This is a genomic window from Mycobacterium sp. SMC-21 (assembly GCF_045310825.1).
GTDB lineage: Bacteria > Actinomycetota > Actinomycetes > Mycobacteriales > Mycobacteriaceae > Mycobacterium.
The window spans coordinates 57,329-74,327 of sequence record NZ_JBJIAO010000025.1 but is presented as its reverse complement, the minus strand read 5'-3'; the positions used below and the strand labels follow the sequence as shown (position 1 = coordinate 74,327).

The following is a 16,999-nucleotide window of genomic DNA, read 5'->3' as shown; positions in this document are numbered from 1 at the left end:
TGCAAGAGCCAAATACCAGGTGAGAAGTAACCCAACCACCGCAACAGCGGCAACTCGAGAATGACACTGAGTGTTTGTACGGCGACACGCCGTTCTTGGCGTGCATTTTGGGGCCGCTCGCGCCCGTCGAGCGTGCGTTGACCGCGCGTTGAGAGTGCTCAGCGCGCCGGACGCCACATCGGAATCAGGCTCGGCCCGCCGTTCGGCAGCGTCATCTCGCCCGTGACCTCGAACCCGAAGCGCTCGTAGTACGGCACGTTCACCGGGTTGCTCGATTCCAGATAGGCCGGGGCATGTTCGGCGTCGACGCGGTCCAGCCGGGACCGCATGAGGGCCTGCCCGTACCCGCCGCCGCGCACCGTCGGGTCGCTGCCGATCACCGCGAGGTACCAATGCGGCTCCTCCGGGTGGTGCTTCTTCATCAGCTCCGCGGCCGCCTGGCCGCGCAGCACCGCGGTGCCGAACGTCAGCAGCATCATGGGCACGGCCCGCAGCTCGGCGCCGCGCGTCTGCTGCCACTTGCCCGGGGGATCCCACAACGCCGCCGCGCCGATACCGTCCGCCGACAAGGCCACCTCGACGCCGCCGTGGCCCAAGTGCTGGTACTTGGTGAGCGCCGTGAACAGGCGCGGCAGCCGGCGCCGGCGCAGCCCATCGTCGGGCAGCATCCACGTCATCACCGGGTCGTCGGCGAATGCGCGGGCAAGGGTGTGCGACAAGCCGCCGATGTCGGAACGGGTGGCCGCCCGGGTCTGAATTTCACGCATGCCGCCAGCTTGCCGTGAATCGGCCCGCCGGTGCAGGCGCCGCCGACAATTCGCGCCCGCTCGCCGCCGATGAGCGCCCCCGAATTGCCCCGCGAACTCGGCGTGTCGCCGTGCAGACACGGCCGCTCGCGGGAAGTGGTGACGGGAAAGTCAACCGCCCTGGGTGATGTAGTCCTGCAGGTGCTGCTGCTCGGTCTCGAGCTCTTCCATCCGCGTCTTGACGACGTCGCCGATGCTGACGATGCCGGCCAGCCGGCCGTCGTCGAGGACGGGCACGTGCCGCACCCGGTTCTGCGTCATCAGCACCACGAGGTGGTCGACGGTGTCGCGCGGCGTGCACGTCGCCAGGACGGTCGTCATGATCTCCGAAACCGGCTGGCCCAGTAGGCCGCCGCCGCGCTTGTGCAGCTCGCGCACGACGTCGCGCTCGGACACGATGCCGGCCAATCCGTCGTCTCCGACCACCACCATGGCACCGATGTTCAACGCCGCCAGGCTGGCCAGAAGTTGCGACACCGTGGTCTCCGGGGCGATGGTCGCTACCGCGGCACCCTTGTTGCTCAGTACGTCCGCGATCCGCATCGCCCGCCTCCGATCGTGATCCACCTCACATCCATGGTAGTCGGCGACGGAGAGTGCGCGGCGAAAGTCAAGCGAGCCGGGTGATTTCCACGACGACGTCCAGGTCGGTGGAACCCTCGCCCGAGTAGATGCCCTTCAGCGGGGTGACGTCCGCATAGTCCCGCCCCACCGCGACGGTCACGTACTGCTCGTTGATCTCGACGTCGTTGGTCGGGTCGTAGTCCCACCAGCCGCCGGTCCAGGCCTGCACCCAGGCGTGGCTCTGGCCTTCGATGGTATCGCCGACCTCTGCCCGGCGCTGCGGATGCAGATAACCGGACACATACCGGGCCGGAATCCCCATGCCGCGCAGCAGGATCAACGTCAGGTGCGCGAAGTCCTGACAGACGCCCTTGCCCTCACGCAACGCGTCCAGTCCGGACGAGTGCACACCCGTCGTGCCCGGGACGTAGTCCAGCTCGGTGTTGACCCAGTTCGCCGCGGCGATCACGGCCTCCTGCGGGTCGTAGTACTTCATGATCCGCTGGCCGACGCGCTGCAGCCGCTTGCTGACCGGCGTGTACCGGGTCGGGACGAGCAGCTCGTCGAACCGGTCGCGCACGCCGGCGCCTGCCAGGTCGTCCCACGTGACGAGTTCCGCGGGCATTTCGCCCTTGTCGGTCTCGACGACCGAGGACGACGTCACCTCCAACTCGGTGTGCGGTGCGTGCAGATCGAAGGCCGTCACCGCGGTGCCCCAGTAGTCGATGTACCGGTACGAGCGGGTGGCCGGCGTGGTCTCGACGCGATTGAGGACGACGTTCTGCCGCGAGTCCGAGCGCGGCGTCAGACGGGCCTCGTTGAACGACGCCGTCACCGCCGACTTGTAGGCATACCCGGTGGCATGGACAACTCTGAGCCGCCACATATCAGATTTCACCTTCTTCGATAACCGATACCGGGTGGCCCGCGTCCGTCCATGCGACCCACGGCGCCGCGTGAAAGTACTCCAGCGCCAATGCTTCTCCGATTTCCCGGCAGCTGCGTTGCAGACCCGCCAGGCGATCCTCCAGGGAGTCCAGCAGCAGGCCCGGCTGTAGGAACTCCAATTCGCTGCGCGCCCGGCCGAGCAGGCGCTGCGCCTCACCGGTGGCACCGATGCGGTCATGCGGCCGGTTGTGCAGCTCGTCCAGATGCCGCTCGGCCAGCCGCAGCGAATAGAACACCGACCGCGGAAACAGCCTGTCCAGCAACATGAATTCGACGACCCGGCCGGCATCGAGCACGCCGCGGTAGGTCCGCAGGTAGGTGTCGTGGGCACCGGCGGAGCGCAACACCGTCACCCACGCCGGCGACGACGCACTGTCACCGACGCGGGCCAGCAGCAGGCGCACGGTCATGTCGACACGCTCGATCGCCCGGCCCAGCATCATGAAGCGGTAGCCGTCGTCGCGCGACAGCGTCGAGTCGGCCAGGCCCGCGAACATCGCCGCGCGGCCTTCCACGAAGCTCAGGAACTCGTGCGGCCCAAGCCTTCTGGCGGCCCGCTCCCGCTCGGCGAGGGCGTTGTAGGTGGTGTTGAGGCACTCCCACATCTCGGTGGACGTGACTTCGCGTGCGCCGCGGGCGTTTTCACGGGCCGCCGAGATCGATTCGACGATCGAGTTCTGCGCGTCACCGCGGCCGAACGCGACGAGGTCGGTCAGCGACCACATGTCCAGCGGTGCCGCCGGCGGCTCGATCCCGAGGACCCGCAACAAGGTTCGCGACGCCAGGTCGGGGTCGACGCTCGAGTCCTCCAACAGCTGGTGCACGGTGACGTCCAGGATGCGGGCGGTGTCGTCGGCCCGCTCGACGTAGCGGCCGATCCAGTACAGCGATTCCGCGTTGCGCGCCAACATCAGTACATCACCGCCTGTTGCTGTTGCTGCTGCTGTTGATGGGCAGTCTGGACGGCCTGCTGTGGGGGTCCCTCGTCGGCGGCCTGCCCGGCGGACGGCAGGGAGCGGACGACTTCGGCGGCGCCGAGCTCGTGGGTGGCGGTCGATGCCCGCGACGCCAGCACCCAGGTGTCCTTCGAGCCGCCACCTTGGCTGGAGTTCACGACCAGCGAGCCCTCGGGCAGGGCGACGCGGGTCAGGCCGCCGGGCAGCACCCAGACGTCGTCACCGTCGTTGACCGCGAACGGCCGCAGATCGACGTGCCGGGGTGCCAGTTTGTCGCCGATGCGCGTCGGCACCGTCGACAGCTGCACGACGGGCTGGGCGATCCACCCGCGCGGGTCGGCGCGGACCTTCTTCGAGATCGCGGCGATCTCCTTCTCGGAGGCATCCGGTCCGAAGACGATGCCGTAGCCGCCCGAGCCCTCGACGGGCTTGATCACCAGCTCGCGAATGCGGTCGAGCACTTCCTCGCATTCGTCCTCGAGCCAACAGCGGTAGGTGTCGACGTTCGCCAGCAGGGGCTTCTCGCCCAGGTAGTACTCGATGATGGTCGGCACGTACGTGTAGACGAGCTTGTCGTCGCCGACACCGTTGCCCACGGCGCTGGAGATGACGACGTTGCCCGCGCGGGCCGCGTTGAGCAGGCCGGCGACGCCGAGCACGGTGTCGGGCCGGAACTGCATGGGGTCGAGGAACATGTCGTCGATCCGGCGGTAGATGACATCCACCTGGCGCTCGCCCTCGGTGGTCCGCATGTAGACGACGTTGTCGCGACAGAACAGATCGCGGCCTTCGACCAGCTCGACGCCCATCTGCCGGGCCAGCAGGGAGTGCTCGAAGTAGGCCGAGTTGTAGACGCCCGGGGTGAGGACCACCACGGTCGGGTCCGCTTCGTTCGATGCCGCGGCGTTGCGCAGCGCCCGCAGCAGGTGCGACGAGTAGTCACCGACCGCCCGGACCCGGTGCGTCGCGAAGAGGTTGGGGAAGACGCGGGCCATGGTGCGCCGGTTCTCCATGACGTAGGACACCCCGGACGGCGAGCGCAGGTTGTCCTCGAGCACCCGGAAGTCGCCCTTGTCGTCGCGGATCAGGTCGATGCCCGCCACGTGGATGCGGACGCCGTTGGGCGGGACGATGCCAGCGGCCTCGCGGTGGAAGTGCTCGCACGAGGTCACCAGCCGGCGCGGGATGACTCCGTCGCGCAGGATCTCCTGATCGCCGTAGACATCGTCGAGGTACATCTCGAGCGCCTTGACCCGCTGCTTGATGCCCTTTTCCAGCTTCGACCACTCGGTGGCCGAGATGACCCGGGGCACCAAATCCAGCGGAAACGGCCGTTCCTGGCCGGACAGCGAGAACGTGATGCCCTGGTCCGTGAACGCCCGGCCGAGCGCTTCGGACCGGGCCGCCAGCTCGGACGTGTCCGACGGCGCCAACTCGGCGAAGACGCCCTTGTAGAGACCGCGTACGGCGCCCTGGGCGTCGAACATCTCGTCGTACGCGGCGGCATAACTGTCGACGTCGTCGTAGCCGTTGAAAACACCGTCGTAGCGATTCCCTGGGGAGGTGGGCCGCGTCCGCGCGGGACCACTGTGCGATGTCCGTGGGCTCATGCCAGACATGCTGCATCAACCTGGCTGTTTCGGCAGGGCAAGTTGGCATTCACCGATATGCTCGGGGTTGTTGCCGGCCAGTGCGCGTATGCCGCGCTTTGGGGATTTCGCATGGACGCTGGTAACCTGAACAGTCGCTGCCCGTTGACGGGCGAAGAGCACAGACTTAAGACCGAGCACGCTCGCCTCAGAGCATGCCCAAATTGAGATTTAGAAGGAACGACACGCGTGGCCAACATCAAGTCGCAGGAAAAGCGCATCCGCACCAACGAGCGTGCACGTCTGCGCAACCAGTCGGTGAAGTCGGCGCTGCGTACGGCCATCCGCGGGTTCCGTGAGGCCGTCGAGGCGGGCGAGAAGGAAAAGGCCGGCGAGCTGCTCGTCGCCACCAACCGCAAGCTGGACAAGGCCGCCACCAAGGGTGTCATCCACAAGAACCAGGCCGCCAACAAGAAGTCGGCGCTGACCCTGGCGTTCAACAAGCTCTGATCTGAGCCTGTAGTTTTCGCGAAACCGCGGCCCGTTGATCGGGCCGCGGTTTTGTTGTGTGCGCGGCCCTGTGCGCGTCAGTTGTCGGCCAGCTCCGCGACGCGACGGACCGCCGATTCGAGGGCATAGTCGGCGTTGGCCGCGGCACCCTTGACGTCAGCGTTCAGTGCCGCGACCACCCGCAGCGCCTCGGCGACGGTGTCCCGGGTCCAGCGCCGGGCCTGCTTCTGCGCCTTCTGGACGCGCCACGGCGGCATCCCCAACTCCCCCGCCAACCGGTACGGGTCGCCGGACTGACCACCGACCCGCGCGATGGAGTGCACGGCCTCGGCCAGCGCATCGGCCAGCACCACGTGCGGCACGCCGCCGGCCATCGCCCAGCGCAGCGCTTCGGCGACGCCGCTGACGTCACCCGAGACGGCCTTGTCGGCGATGTCGAAGCCGTTCACCTCGGCCTTGCCGGAGTGGTAGCGCCGCACCGCCGCCGCATCGATCTGACCGCCCGTGTCGGCCACCAGCTGCGAGCACGCCGCCGCCAGTTCCCGGATATCCGAGCCGACGGAATCAAGAACGGCGTTGACGGCGTCGTCGCCGACCTTCACCTTCAGCGACCGGAATTCCTTGCGGACGAAGTCGGCGCGCTCGGCGGCCTTGGTGATCTTCGCGCACGGATGCACCTCGGCGCCAAGCTTTTTCAGCTGATCAGCGAGGGCCTTGGCCCGGCCGCCACCGGAGTGCACGACGACGAGCATGGTGCCGCCCGGCAGGTCGGCCGCCGCATCGGCGATGAGGGCAACGGCGTCCTTGCCGGCTTCGGCGGCAGACTCCAGGACCACCACGCGTTCCTCGGCGAACAACGACGGACTCAGCAGTTCGGCGAGCTCGCTGGTGGACACGTCACCGGCCCGGAGCCGGTCGACGGGGACGTTGTCGTTGCCGGCCAGCTTGCGCGCGTTCCGCAACACGTCGGCCACAGCACGCTCGACCAGCAGTTCCTCGTCGCCCAGCACCAGATGCAACGCCTCGCTCGATCCACTCACCCGTTGATCGTTTCATGGCGGGCAGACACGCCCTAGCACGCACTCACACACTCCAAGCCAGCCGGAACTTCTCCGCCAGTTCGGTGTCGGAAAGGCCGCCGTAGTTCTGTTGTTCGTAGCCGCGCACACCCAGGACGGCCTCGACCGGCGCGTCCCCGAGGATGTCGCGGACCACGTCGCTGTGGCGCAGCGCATCGAGCACCTCGGTCTGCTCCGCCGGCAGCGTCACCACGCCGGCGTGCTCGCGTTGGGCGAGCGTCAGGGACCCTGGGTCGACGGTGACTTCGGGCGGCAGCGGCAGCTCGCGAGTGATGCCGTCGAGCGCCAGGCCGAGGATGGTCGCCGAGGCCAGGTACGGATTGGCCGACGGGTCGACGATCTTGACCTCGACGTTGGCGCCGTATGGATTACCTGATTCAGCGCTGACGAAGCGGACCGCCGCCTCCCGGTTCTCGGTGCCCCAGCAGACGTTGGCGCCGGACCAACTTCCCGGCTGGATGCGCAGCCCGGACACGATCGAGCCGCACAACACGCCTTGCGCGCCAGGTAGGCCGGCCAGCAGCCCCGCGACAGCCGACTCACCGGTATTGGTCATACCGTGCTCCCCTGAGCCACCGGAGAACACCGGCACCCCGTGGTGACTCAGTGAAAAGTGTTGATGCGCGCCAGAACCCACGCTCCCTGCGAAGGGCACCGGAGACAGGCTGACTCGCAGCCCCTGGCGGCGGGCGACGCGGCTGATGATGATGCGCGCGAGCACCAGCTGGTCCGCAGCGGTGACCGGATCACGGGGTGTCAGCGAGAATTCGAATTGGTTGGCCCCGTACTCGGGATGGAACTGTTCGATGGACACCCCTGCCGCTGCGGCCGCCTCCATCACGTCCCGGACGAAACCCTCGAATTCCAGCACGCCGGCCAGGCCATACTGCGCCCACAGATCGGACGGCAGCCGCGCGCCATCGGGGCCGACGAGCACGAACTCGACCTCGTGCCCGACGGTGGCCGTCAGCCCGGCCGCGGCCAATCGCCGCGTAACCCGTTGCAGCACAGCGCGACCGCAGTACGGGTCCGGCTTGCCGTCCTGAGTGAAGAACGAACACGGCGCCCAGGCGACCCCATCACCGAGTAGGGCCACACCCGCCAGGTCGGCGCGCACCCGCCGGTCCCCGACCACACCGATCTCATCGCTCACCACGATGCCGGTCTGGTCGATGGCGAAGACATGCCACGTCGGGCTGGTACCCAGCCCGTGGTCGGCGAACACCGCCACCCGATCGAGCGATACCACTTTGACCTGGGTCAGTCCCGCCGCGTTGACCACGGTGCCGATCAGGGTCCGGACGCCGGCCGCTTCGAGCGCCGCCACCGCCGCTGCGGACCCGGCAGGTTCGTCATTCACGTCAATAATTCTGCTACGCGGCGCGGGAGTTCATGGCCGGATCGCATTTCCTCGTCGTCGGCGCCACACGGCCAGCAGCAGCGCCCCTGCAACCGTCGCCCCGCCGAGCAGCAACGCGCCGCCCCAGCCCGACGGGACGTGCACCGCCGCACCGGGAACCGCGGCACTCCACCGTGCGACGTGCAACAGCCACCACAGTTCGGGTCCGGTGAACCGGATGAGCAGTTGCGCCGCCGCGGGCCAGCACCACGCCACTGCGGCCGCCGCGGTGCCGAGGATCGTGATAGGCGGAATTACCGGAGCGACAAGGAGATTGGCCGCGACCGCGACCAGACTCAGGCTACCCGAGATCGCCGCCACCAACGGCGCCGTCACGAGTTGCGCGGCACCGGCCACACACACGGCGTCAGCGATCAACTTCGGCCAGCCGCGGTTCACCAGTCGGCGCGACCACCCTGGCGCGATCACCACGAGCCCTGCCGTCGCCACCACTGACAGCGCGAAGCCGGCGTCGACCGCGAGCGCCGGGGAGATCACCATGAGCACCAGTACGCTCGCCGCCAACGCGGGGATGGCCTGTCGACGCCGATGCACCAGCATGCCCAGCAACATCACCGAACCCATTGCCGCGGCGCGTAATACACTCGGCGAGGGCTGCACGATGACGACGAACACGAACAGCGTCACCGCCGCCAGCGCCACGGCGATCCGCGGCCCCACCACCGCCGCGCTGAGCAGCACCGCGCCGCACACGATGGTCACGTTCGCGCCCGACACCGCCGTCAGATGCGTCAACCCCGCCCGGCGGAACGCGGCCGTCGTATCCGACTCGACCGCCGACACATCGCCCAGCACCAGGCCCGGGAGCATCGCCGCCTGGTCGGGCGGCAACACCAGTCGAGCGGCCTCGCCGAATTCAGCCCGCACGTGTGCGGCCGCGCGCTGCCCGGTCGAGGCGGTTCCGAACCGGGGTGTGCCCACGGCGGCCAGGACGGCCACCGACAGATCGCGCCGCTTCGGCCGGGTGACCCGGGCACGGAACGCCATCGGGCGGCCCACGCCGACCTCTGCGTATCCGACGGCCGGCGCGAAAACCATGACCCTCCCGGATGATTCGGTATCCGCTAGCCTCTGCAGCGACGCCGTGAACATCAGCCTGCCGCCTTGGATCGTCCTGGGCGACTCGGTGGGTGTGACCGTCACCGCCGCCGTCGTACCGAAGCGTGACGCCAGCGGATGCGTATCGACCGCATGCACACGCACCGCCGCGACGATCGCGAATGCCGCGCCCACCGTCGCCACGGCGAGCACTGCGGGCCAACGCACCGAGCCCATCCACAACCCGACTCCCACGGTGCCCGCCACCGCGATCACCACCGCCGTCAGCGCTGCCCACGGCCCCCACCACACGCCGACCGCCGTCACCGTCCAGCACGTCACGGCGGCCGGTACCAGCCGCAAGTCGATGCCGGGGACGTCCGGCGCGGGACTGCCCGTCACACCTTGACCAGGGCACGCAGTTTCTCCAGCCGGCTCGGCCCGATGCCGTCGACCTCGCCCAACTGGTCGACGCTCGCGAACCGGCCGTTGGCCGCCCGCCACGCCACGATCGCTTTCGCCATCACCGGTCCGATGCCGGGCAGGCCGTCGAGTTGCTCCTCCGTCGCGGTGTTCAGATCAACGGGCCCCTGTGCTCCAGCACCTTTTCCGTCGCCGGGCGGCCCCTTCTCCGGCGGCCCGGACGTCGCACCGGCCGAACTGCGCATCACCGCGGGCGCACCCAGCGGTGCGGTGATGCCGACCAGAATCTGCTCGCCGTCGGCCACCTTGCGGGCCATGTTCAGGCCGACGATGTCAGCGCCGGCCAGCGCTCCCCCCGCTGCGGTGACGGCGTCGGCGATGCGGGCACCGGCAGGAAGTGTCACCAGCCCCGGTTTGTGGACCAGGCCTGCCACGCTCACCACAACCTCCTCGGCCTTGGCAGGCGGCGCGGGCGCTCCAGGTGCGGAGGATGAAACCATCTGCACGGGAGGCAGTTTCGCCGCGGTTACCGGCGGCTTGTCGTCGCCGAGTACAGCGATCACGGTCACCACGACCGCGACCAGGCCGACGACGGCGAGCGCGATGACCCCCGTTCGTCCCGGATCGGCCCGTACCGATGCCAGCCAACCCGGACTGCCGGGCATCGCGTCGGGCAACCACCGTGACAGCGAGGTGTCGTCGTTCGGATCGCGTTCGTCGTCCCCGTCTGTTGCGTCTCCGGGCTGCGCTGCCAACCGCCGCTGCGCCCGATCGACCGGTGTCTGAGTGACCATGCCCGCGACGTTAGGTGGCGGCACCGACCGGAAACGCCGCAAAGAGCGGTCGAACCCGCCGCCTGTGGATCAATCGCGTTCTGTGGATGAATCGTCCGACCATCGGCACCCTCGAAGCCAGGTAGACACTTGCGGCATAGTGTCTAGCGAAAGCACAGCCCCAACGAGGAGGCCTCCATGACCACCGACCGCCCGCTCCGCGTCATCCAGTGGACCACCGGCAACATCGGCAAGCGATCCCTGCACGCCATCATCGCCCGTGACGACATGGAACTGGTCGGCGTCTACGCGTACGGCGCCGAGAAGGTCGGGGTGGACGCCGCCGAGCTGGCCGGCTGGCCCGAACCCACCGGAATCAAGGCCACCAACGACATCGAAGAGTTGGTGGCTCTCAAGCCCGATGCCTGCTGCTACAACCCGATCTGGCCGAGCGTCGACGAGCTGGTCCGGCTGCTGGAATCAGGCATCAACGTGTGTTCGACCGCGGCCTGGATCACCGGCGGCAAGCAGAGCCCGGAGGACCTCGCACGCATCCAGAAGGCCTGCGAGGCAGGCAATTCCACGATCTTCGGCAGCGGCGCGCACCCTGGTCTGACCAACATGATGGGCATGGTGCTGTCCAGCGCGTGCGAGAGCGTCGACGAAATCCGCATCACCGAGTCGGTCGACTGCGGCGTCTACGAATCAGCCGGCACCATGGCCGCGATGGGCTTCGGGAAAGACCCGGAGACGCCGGGCCTGGCCGAGAGCGTGCGCCTGGAGAGCGAGGTGTTCGCCGAGTCAGCCGCGATGATGGCCGACGCCATCGGCGCCAAGCTGGACAAGATCACCTTCGACGTCACCTTCACGCCGGCGACCGAGGACTCTGACCTGGGGTTCATGCAGATCCCGAAAGGCACCGTCGCCAGCGTCTACGGCTACCACCGCGGCTGGGTCGGCGACAAGAACGTCGTCAGCGTCGGCTTCAACTGGATCATGGGCGAACACGTCACGCCGCCGAAGCCGGTGGCACACGGTCACGTCATCCAGGTGTTCGGCGTACCCAACATGCGCACCGTCGTGTACTGCCTGCCGTCGAAAGACTGGAGCGAGGTGAGCCTCAACGGCCTCGGCATGATCTACACCGCGCTGCCCGTCACCAACGCGGTGCCCGCAGTGGTGGCTGCCGCGCCGGGCATCCTCACGCTCAAGGATCTGCCGCCGGTCGCCGGACACTTCGCCGGATAGCCCGAAGCCGTTCAAAGTCGGTACATTTCACGCGCCATCAGCGCGTCCTCGATGTACTCCACATGAGTGTCGTAAATGGGGTGCTCGTCGGCCAACCGATGCATCGCATCACCGATGACGTGCTCCGCATCGGTGAGCCAGCGGGGCGCGGAAGGTGCGTGAACTGCCAGGGCGTGGGGCCAGCTGAGATGCAGTGTGTGGCTCATGGTCGTCGCCTTTCAGTCGGGTCTGCGGAAAGGGTGCCGCTCTGGATTCAGAGTGCGGTGACGGCGACTTCTGGGAGCGAGTAGACGGGTACTCGAATGGGACCCCGCGTGGCGGACCCCTACCTGCGTAGTTCGGCCTGTCCACAAAGCGGGCCGCCAACTACCCTGTTCCAATGCGGTTGACATGGCCGCTGACCGGCCGAGACGAGGAACTGCAGACCATCGCCGACGCCATGTCGGACCCGACACTGGCGGGAATCGTGTTGTGTGGCGCAGCGGGCGTCGGAAAGAGCCGTGTGGCCCGAGATGCGTTACACGCCATGGCGTCAACCCAGACCCGAACTCGATGGGCGGTCGGCAGCGCGTCGGCACGCGCACTTCCATTGGGCGCTTTTGCGTCATGGGCGCCGTCGGCCGCGGATTCGCTCCAATTGGTTCGTGGCGTGATCGACTCTTTGACGACGACGCCGGAAGGCTCGGACGTCGTCCTGGGTGTCGACGACGCACACCTACTCGACGATCTGTCGGTGTTCGTCCTGCACCAGATCATCCAGCGACGTGCCGCGAAAATCATCTTGACGATTCGCGACGGTGAGCCGATGCCGCCCGGACTCGAGGATGTGCGTTCGAGTGGCGAACTCGGGCGCCTCGACCTACAGCCATTGTCCCGCGAGGAGATCTCGACGCTGCTCGCTGCGACGCTGAACGGGCCGGTGGCCTCCGACACCGCGCAGCGGTTGTGGGCGCTCACTCGTGGCAATGCCCTCTATCTGCGCAACATCGTCGACCAGGAGGTGGCAGACGGGCGCCTGGCCCGATGCCGCGGCATGTGGACGTGGACGGGCGACATCGCCATCCCATCGAGCCTGGTGGAGTTGATCGAGTCCCGGATGCGCGGCCTTCCGCCTGCCGCCGGCGAGGTCGTGGACCTCTTGGCTGTCGGCGAGCCGCTCGACCTGGCCGCACTGCGCCGGATCGCCGAACCGGCAGGAATAGAAGAAGCCGAGGTGCGCGGCCTGATCACGCTGAAGTCGAACGACGTCCGACTGGCCCATCCGCTCTACGGAGAGGTGCGTCGCGCCCGCGCCGCGCAGACCCGCCTTCGTCGGCTGCGGGGTATTGTCGCAGCCGAACTCGCCGCCACCGGTCCACAAGACGACATCCGAATCCTGGTCCGGCGCGCCACATTGAGCATCGACTCCGACCTCGAGCCCGATCCACAGCTGCTGGCAGCTGCTGCCATCGGAGCCATGTGGCTGGCCGATCTGGCCCTCGCTGATCGGTTGAGCGAGGCTGCGATTCGGGCCGGAGCAGCCGCCGAGGCGTACTTCGTTCGGGGCAATCTCCTGTCGTGGATGAGCCGTGGACCCGAAGCGGAAGCTGTCATCGCCGCGACACCGACGGCCGGTCTGACCGACGTCGATCACGCGAGACTTACGTACGTGTGGGCGATGATCAAGTTGTGGACGCTCCGCGACCCTGACGGCGCGAAGCAGCTCATCGACGCCGCTTGCGCTCGGGCCATGACAACACCGGACGCCAGAGGTTGGATCGACACGCTGCTCATCATCTTCTGGGCGGTGATGGCGAAACCTGAAGCGGCACAGAAGATAGCCGCGGGGATGGACTTCGAGTGCTTGCCCGGAATTGCGGCGCCCAGTGCGGGCTGGGCGATCACAATGGCCGCCGGCGACGCGGGCCACACCGACGACGCGATGGCGGCCGCCGACACCGCAGATGGCTTGATGGAGAGGGGGATCGAGCACGCGTACACCCGGTTCGCAGTCGTTGATGCCCGGGTCGGCGCACTCGTGCTGGCGGGCCGAATCCGCGAAGCATGCGATGCCGCCACACGAACTCTGTTGCAAGCCAGCGACATGCCCGGTCCGGCCCGCCTGCGGGCCGGCGCCATTGCCGGCCGCGCGGCGCTGGCCGACGGACGGATGGACGACGCGTGCGCACTGCTGATGCCGATCGTCGAAGCGTTTTCGGACGGCGAGACCAACGGATGGGGATACCGCTATCAACTCCCCTGGACGACGGCTTTGGCGATGCGCGGAGCCTGCGACGAAGCAATCGCCGCGGCCAGTGAACTTGAGCGCCAACGACATCCGAGCTGGCGGATATTCGACTACGAGTACGGGATCGCCAACGCGTGGGTGGCAGCCTGTCAGGGCGCGGTCACCGCGGCGGTATCGACGGCACTCGCCACCGCTGACACCGCAGGGTCCAATGGACAATTCGCGGCGGAAGTGATGTGCCGGCAAACCGCCGCCCAGTTCGGCGACCACACCAGCGCACAGCGGCTCAGAGAGCTCGCCGGCATCGTCTAAGGACCCCGCGCGGAACTGGCAGCACGATTGGCCGCCGCACTACGGACCGGCGAAGCCGACGAACTGGCCGCTGTATCAGAGGGTTTCGAAGACATCGGCGACAACATCGCCGCGATCGACGCGGCCGCCCACGCCGCACTGGCTTACCGAAGACTGGACCGACGCGGCTCGGCACTGACGTGTTCAACCCGCGCACAGGCACTCGCGCGACGCTGCGGCGCCACCACCCCGGCGCTACGGCAGGCGGTCCGACCGCTCCCCCTGACCGACCGCGAACGCGAAATCGTGGCACTTCTCGGCCAGGGGCTTTCGAGCCGCGCCGTCGCCGACCGCCTGACCCTGTCCACCCGTACCGTCGAAGGCCACATCTACCGTGCCATGGCCAAGACCGGCACCACCAACCGCGACGAACTCGCCGCACTCCTGAGCCGCTGACAGCAACGCCGTAGCGGTGCCGTCCCGCCGTGATCCCGCCTACGCTGTCTGAGTGCGCCTGACCTGGCCACTGACCGGCCGCAACGAAGAACTTGCGGCCATCGACGCCGCGATGTCCGACCCCGACTCGTCCGGCGTGGTGCTGCACGGCGCTGCCGGCGTGGGCAAGAGTCGCATCGCGCGCGAAGCTCTGGCGCGCGCTGCCGGCGCGGGCAGCACGACGCACTGGGCGGTGGGCACCGCATCGGCGCGCGCACTGCCCCTCGGCGCGCTGACCGCCTGGATGACGGCCGAGATGGATGGGCCCCAACTCGTTCGGCTGATGGTCGATGCCCTCACCACCACGTCGCACGGCGCCGCGGTCATCGTCGGCGTGGACGACGTCCACCTGCTCGACGATCTGTCGGCTTTCGTCCTGCATCAGATCGCGCGTCGGCGGACCGCGAAACTCGTCTTGACGCTGCGGGACGGTGAGACAGTTCCCCCTGGGGTCCAAGAGATTTGGGCTGCAGGCGAGTTTCATCGCATCGATCTGCAACCGTTGTCGGCCGACGAGACCGCCGGCCTCTTGAGCGTCACCCTCGGCGGAACTGTCGACCCGGGCGCGGGGCACCGGCTGTGGAGTCTCACGCGCGGCAACGTCCTCTACCTGCACCACATGGTGGAACAGGAGGTGTCGGCCGGCCGACTGGCACCCGACGACGGCTGCTGGCGCTGGGCCGGCGGAATGACCGTGGCACCGGCACTCGTCGAGCTGATCGAATCGCGGATGGGTGCGCTACCTCCTGCGGTCGGGGACGTCATCGACATCCTGGCCGTCGGCGAACCGATGGACATCCGATCACTCACTGACATCACCGATCCGGCGGCGGTGGAGGACGCCGAAGTACGCAGCCTCATAACCCTCGACAGCAGCGACGGCACGGCGAAAGTCCGGCTGGCGCATCCCCTCTACGGTGAAGTGCGCCGCGAACGCGCTCCGACGCTGCGGCTCCGGCGGCTCCGCGGCCTGGTCGCAACTGCCTTGGTGGCCGGCACGGACCAGGACGACACCATGCTGGTACGTCGCGCCACTTTGGTGCTCGACTCCGATCTTCCGCCCGAACCCGAGCTGTTCCTGGCCGCATCTCGAGCAGCCGTTCACCTGCTGAATACGCCACTGGCGGAACGGCTGTCGGAAGCCGCGGTCGAGGCCGGCGGTGGCATGCCGGCAGAGCTCCAACACGGCTACTGCATGGTCTGGCTGGGCAGCGCAGCGGAGGCACAAACCAAGTTGGCCGCGCTCGCCGACCGCGCGGAGACCGACGTCGAGCGGGCCCGAATAGCCACCCTCCGCGGACACAACACGTACTGGACCCTTCGTCAGCCGACGTCAGCCGAAGCAATCCTCGGCGAAGCCGAAGCGACCGTTGCCGATCCACTCGCCCGGCGGATCCTCGCCGCTCAGCGAGCCTCTTTTCACGCGGATCTCGGCCGACCATCAGCGGCGGTCCGGATTGCCGACGCGGCCCTTTCCGGACCGCTGCCCGACCAGGATGGGGCCCTTGCCTCCTGGGCCAAGGTCGGCGGTCTGGCGATGTTGGGCCGTGTCGGCGAACTGAGGACCGCGGCGGCGCTGGGCCAGACCGCCGCGACCGTCGCACCCAACGGCTCGGTGCTTCGCAACGGCCTCAGCTACCGATACATGATCGGCCTCAAGCTCGCAGGCCTGATTCACGACGCCCAGGACGTCGCGCGACAGGCCTGGCGCGACATGCAGGACACCTGGCTTCCGCACAGCGGAGAGGTCCATCTGGGACAGGCCCAACTCGCCGGCGGGCAGGTCGCCGTGGCGCTGAAGCGACTACAACGGGCCGTGACCGTAATGGCCCCGTTCGGCGAAGTCGGTGGTTGGCCCTTCCGCGGCCGACTGGGTATTACGCAGGCACTGGCGTGGGCCGGCGATGCCACGGCCGCCCGGCACGCTTTGATCGACCTCGAGGCGAACCTGCACCCGGGAATGTTGTTCCTCGCAACCGAGGTGACACTGGCCCGGGCGTGGGTTGCCGCCGCCGAAGGGTCGCTGACCGAAGCCGTGCAACTGGCTCGCACCGCCGCGGCCGACGCCCACGACGCAGGACAGCCGGCATACGAAGTGCTGGCGTGGCAGACCGCGGCGCAGTTCGGCGACGGCTCAGGAGCCGACCGACTGCTGCAACTCACCTCTATCGTCGAAGGCCCCCGGGTCGGCCTGGCAGCACGCTTCGCCTGCGCGCTGCAGGCCGGTGCCGCCGACGAACTCATCACCATGTCAACGGATTTCGAGGACATCGGCGAGCTCATCGCGGCGATCGACGCAGCCGCCCACGCGGCACTGGCCTACCGCAAACACGACCAACGCGGCTCGGCGCTCACCTGCGTGACCCGCGCGCAGGCACTCGCCCAACACTGCGGCGCCAGTACACCCGCACTCCGGCGGGCCGCCCAACCGCTCCCTCTCACCGATCGCGAACGCGAGATCGTCATCCTCCTCGGCCACGGCCTTTCCAGCCCCGCCATCGCCCACAGACTCACCCTGTCCCCCCGCACCGTCGAAGGCCACATCTACCGTGCCATGGCCAAGACCGGCACCACCAACCGCGACGAACTCGCCGCGCTGCTGCGGCGGTAGGGACGCCCCCGCCCGATTCGA

Annotated in this window: 15 protein-coding genes; 5 read left to right on the top strand and 10 right to left on the bottom strand. The window is 68.2% G+C overall.

The features are described from left to right. Positions 1-158: 158 nt before the first annotated feature. The 5 genes from ACJH6H_RS21160 to ACJH6H_RS21140 form a co-directional block, all read right to left on the bottom strand. Positions 159-767, bottom strand: a complete 609-nt coding sequence (locus ACJH6H_RS21160) for a GNAT family N-acetyltransferase (RefSeq protein ID WP_406775734.1) — start codon at positions 765-767, stop codon at positions 159-161. Between the two features lie 150 nt (positions 768-917). Further along, positions 918-1,349 carry a CBS domain-containing protein gene (locus tag ACJH6H_RS21155; RefSeq protein WP_064860038.1) on the bottom strand — a complete coding sequence of 144 codons (432 nt, stop codon included), beginning with the start codon at positions 1,347-1,349 and terminating at the stop codon, positions 918-920. A 67-nt stretch (positions 1,350-1,416) separates the two neighbouring features. After that, positions 1,417-2,256 carry a transglutaminase family protein gene (locus ACJH6H_RS21150; protein WP_064986590.1) on the bottom strand — a complete coding sequence of 280 codons (840 nt, stop codon included), beginning with the start codon at positions 2,254-2,256 and terminating at the stop codon, positions 1,417-1,419. Position 2,257: 1 nt separating this feature from the next. Continuing rightward, positions 2,258-3,229 (bottom strand): alpha-E domain-containing protein, encoded by a 972-nt coding sequence (locus ACJH6H_RS21145; protein WP_346414391.1) that lies wholly within the window; start codon positions 3,227-3,229, stop codon positions 2,258-2,260. After that, positions 3,229-4,884: a circularly permuted type 2 ATP-grasp protein gene (locus tag ACJH6H_RS21140; RefSeq protein WP_406775733.1), complete on the bottom strand. Its 1,656-nt coding sequence runs from the start codon at positions 4,882-4,884 to the stop codon at positions 3,229-3,231. The genes ACJH6H_RS21145 and ACJH6H_RS21140 overlap by 1 nt, the downstream gene beginning before the upstream one ends. A gap of 228 nt (positions 4,885-5,112) precedes the next feature. On the opposite strand from ACJH6H_RS21140, the gene rpsT reads away from it, so the two are divergent. Beyond that, entirely contained in the window at positions 5,113-5,373 is a 261-nt protein-coding gene (rpsT, locus tag ACJH6H_RS21135) for a 30S ribosomal protein S20 (RefSeq protein ID WP_020102146.1), read from the top strand. A gap of 77 nt (positions 5,374-5,450) precedes the next feature. Here rpsT and holA read toward each other — a convergent pair whose 3' ends face one another. The 4 genes from holA to ACJH6H_RS21115 form a co-directional block, all read right to left on the bottom strand. After that, a complete protein-coding gene (gene holA, locus ACJH6H_RS21130) occupies positions 5,451-6,392 on the bottom strand; it encodes a DNA polymerase III subunit delta (protein ID WP_406775736.1) in 942 nt (313 codons plus the stop codon). 64 nt (positions 6,393-6,456) lie between these two features. Then, a complete protein-coding gene (locus tag ACJH6H_RS21125) occupies positions 6,457-7,812 on the bottom strand; it encodes a glutamine synthetase (RefSeq protein WP_406775732.1) in 1,356 nt (451 codons plus the stop codon). A 30-nt stretch (positions 7,813-7,842) separates the two neighbouring features. Next, positions 7,843-9,312: a ComEC/Rec2 family competence protein gene (locus ACJH6H_RS21120; RefSeq protein WP_406775731.1), complete on the bottom strand. Its 1,470-nt coding sequence runs from the start codon at positions 9,310-9,312 to the stop codon at positions 7,843-7,845. After that, positions 9,309-10,127, bottom strand: coding sequence for a ComEA family DNA-binding protein (locus ACJH6H_RS21115; protein ID WP_406775730.1), 819 nt, complete (start codon positions 10,125-10,127; stop codon positions 9,309-9,311). The genes ACJH6H_RS21120 and ACJH6H_RS21115 overlap by 4 nt, the downstream gene beginning before the upstream one ends. Positions 10,128-10,304: 177 nt before the next feature. Between ACJH6H_RS21115 and ACJH6H_RS21110 the strand changes: the two genes are divergently transcribed. Next, positions 10,305-11,354 carry a dihydrodipicolinate reductase gene (locus ACJH6H_RS21110; RefSeq protein WP_406775729.1) on the top strand — a complete coding sequence of 350 codons (1,050 nt, stop codon included), beginning with the start codon at positions 10,305-10,307 and terminating at the stop codon, positions 11,352-11,354. A gap of 11 nt (positions 11,355-11,365) precedes the next feature. Here the strand turns inward: ACJH6H_RS21110 and ACJH6H_RS21105 are convergent, their stop codons facing one another. Then, on the bottom strand, positions 11,366-11,560 hold the full coding sequence (locus tag ACJH6H_RS21105; RefSeq protein ID WP_406775728.1) for a hypothetical protein: 195 nt from the start codon (positions 11,558-11,560) through the stop codon (positions 11,366-11,368). A 173-nt stretch (positions 11,561-11,733) separates the two neighbouring features. On the opposite strand from ACJH6H_RS21105, the gene ACJH6H_RS21100 reads away from it, so the two are divergent. Genes ACJH6H_RS21100 through ACJH6H_RS21090 form a run of 3 tightly spaced genes read left to right on the top strand, consistent with a single transcriptional unit; the run spans position 11,734 to position 16,978 of the window. Then, positions 11,734-13,893 (top strand): helix-turn-helix transcriptional regulator, encoded by a 2,160-nt coding sequence (locus ACJH6H_RS21100; protein WP_406775727.1) that lies wholly within the window; start codon positions 11,734-11,736, stop codon positions 13,891-13,893. Positions 13,894-13,920: 27 nt separating this feature from the next. Continuing rightward, complete coding sequence (locus ACJH6H_RS21095; protein ID WP_406775726.1) at positions 13,921-14,328, top strand: LuxR C-terminal-related transcriptional regulator; 408 nt, start codon at positions 13,921-13,923, stop codon at positions 14,326-14,328. Between the two features lie 52 nt (positions 14,329-14,380). Then, on the top strand, positions 14,381-16,978 hold the full coding sequence (locus ACJH6H_RS21090) for a LuxR C-terminal-related transcriptional regulator (protein ID WP_406775725.1): 2,598 nt from the start codon (positions 14,381-14,383) through the stop codon (positions 16,976-16,978). Positions 16,979-16,999 lie beyond the last annotated feature (21 nt).

Excerpts from the sequence above, each read along its gene's own strand:
- ACJH6H_RS21160 (WP_406775734.1), bottom strand. The coding sequence starts at position 767 with ATGCGTGAAATTCAGACCCGGGCGGCCACCCGTTCCGACATCGGCGGC.
- ACJH6H_RS21155 (WP_064860038.1), bottom strand. The coding sequence starts at position 1,349 with ATGCGGATCGCGGACGTACTGAGCAACAAGGGTGCCGCGGTAGCGACC.
- ACJH6H_RS21150 (WP_064986590.1), bottom strand. The coding sequence starts at position 2,256 with ATGTGGCGGCTCAGAGTTGTCCATGCCACCGGGTATGCCTACAAGTCG.
- ACJH6H_RS21145 (WP_346414391.1), bottom strand. The coding sequence starts at position 3,229 with ATGTTGGCGCGCAACGCGGAATCGCTGTACTGGATCGGCCGCTACGTC.
- ACJH6H_RS21140 (WP_406775733.1), bottom strand. The coding sequence starts at position 4,884 with ATGAGCCCACGGACATCGCACAGTGGTCCCGCGCGGACGCGGCCCACC.
- ACJH6H_RS21115 (WP_406775730.1), bottom strand. The coding sequence starts at position 10,127 with ATGGTCACTCAGACACCGGTCGATCGGGCGCAGCGGCGGTTGGCAGCG.
- ACJH6H_RS21110 (WP_406775729.1), top strand. The coding sequence starts at position 10,305 with ATGACCACCGACCGCCCGCTCCGCGTCATCCAGTGGACCACCGGCAAC.
- ACJH6H_RS21105 (WP_406775728.1), bottom strand. The coding sequence starts at position 11,560 with ATGAGCCACACACTGCATCTCAGCTGGCCCCACGCCCTGGCAGTTCAC.
- ACJH6H_RS21100 (WP_406775727.1), top strand. The coding sequence starts at position 11,734 with ATGCGGTTGACATGGCCGCTGACCGGCCGAGACGAGGAACTGCAGACC.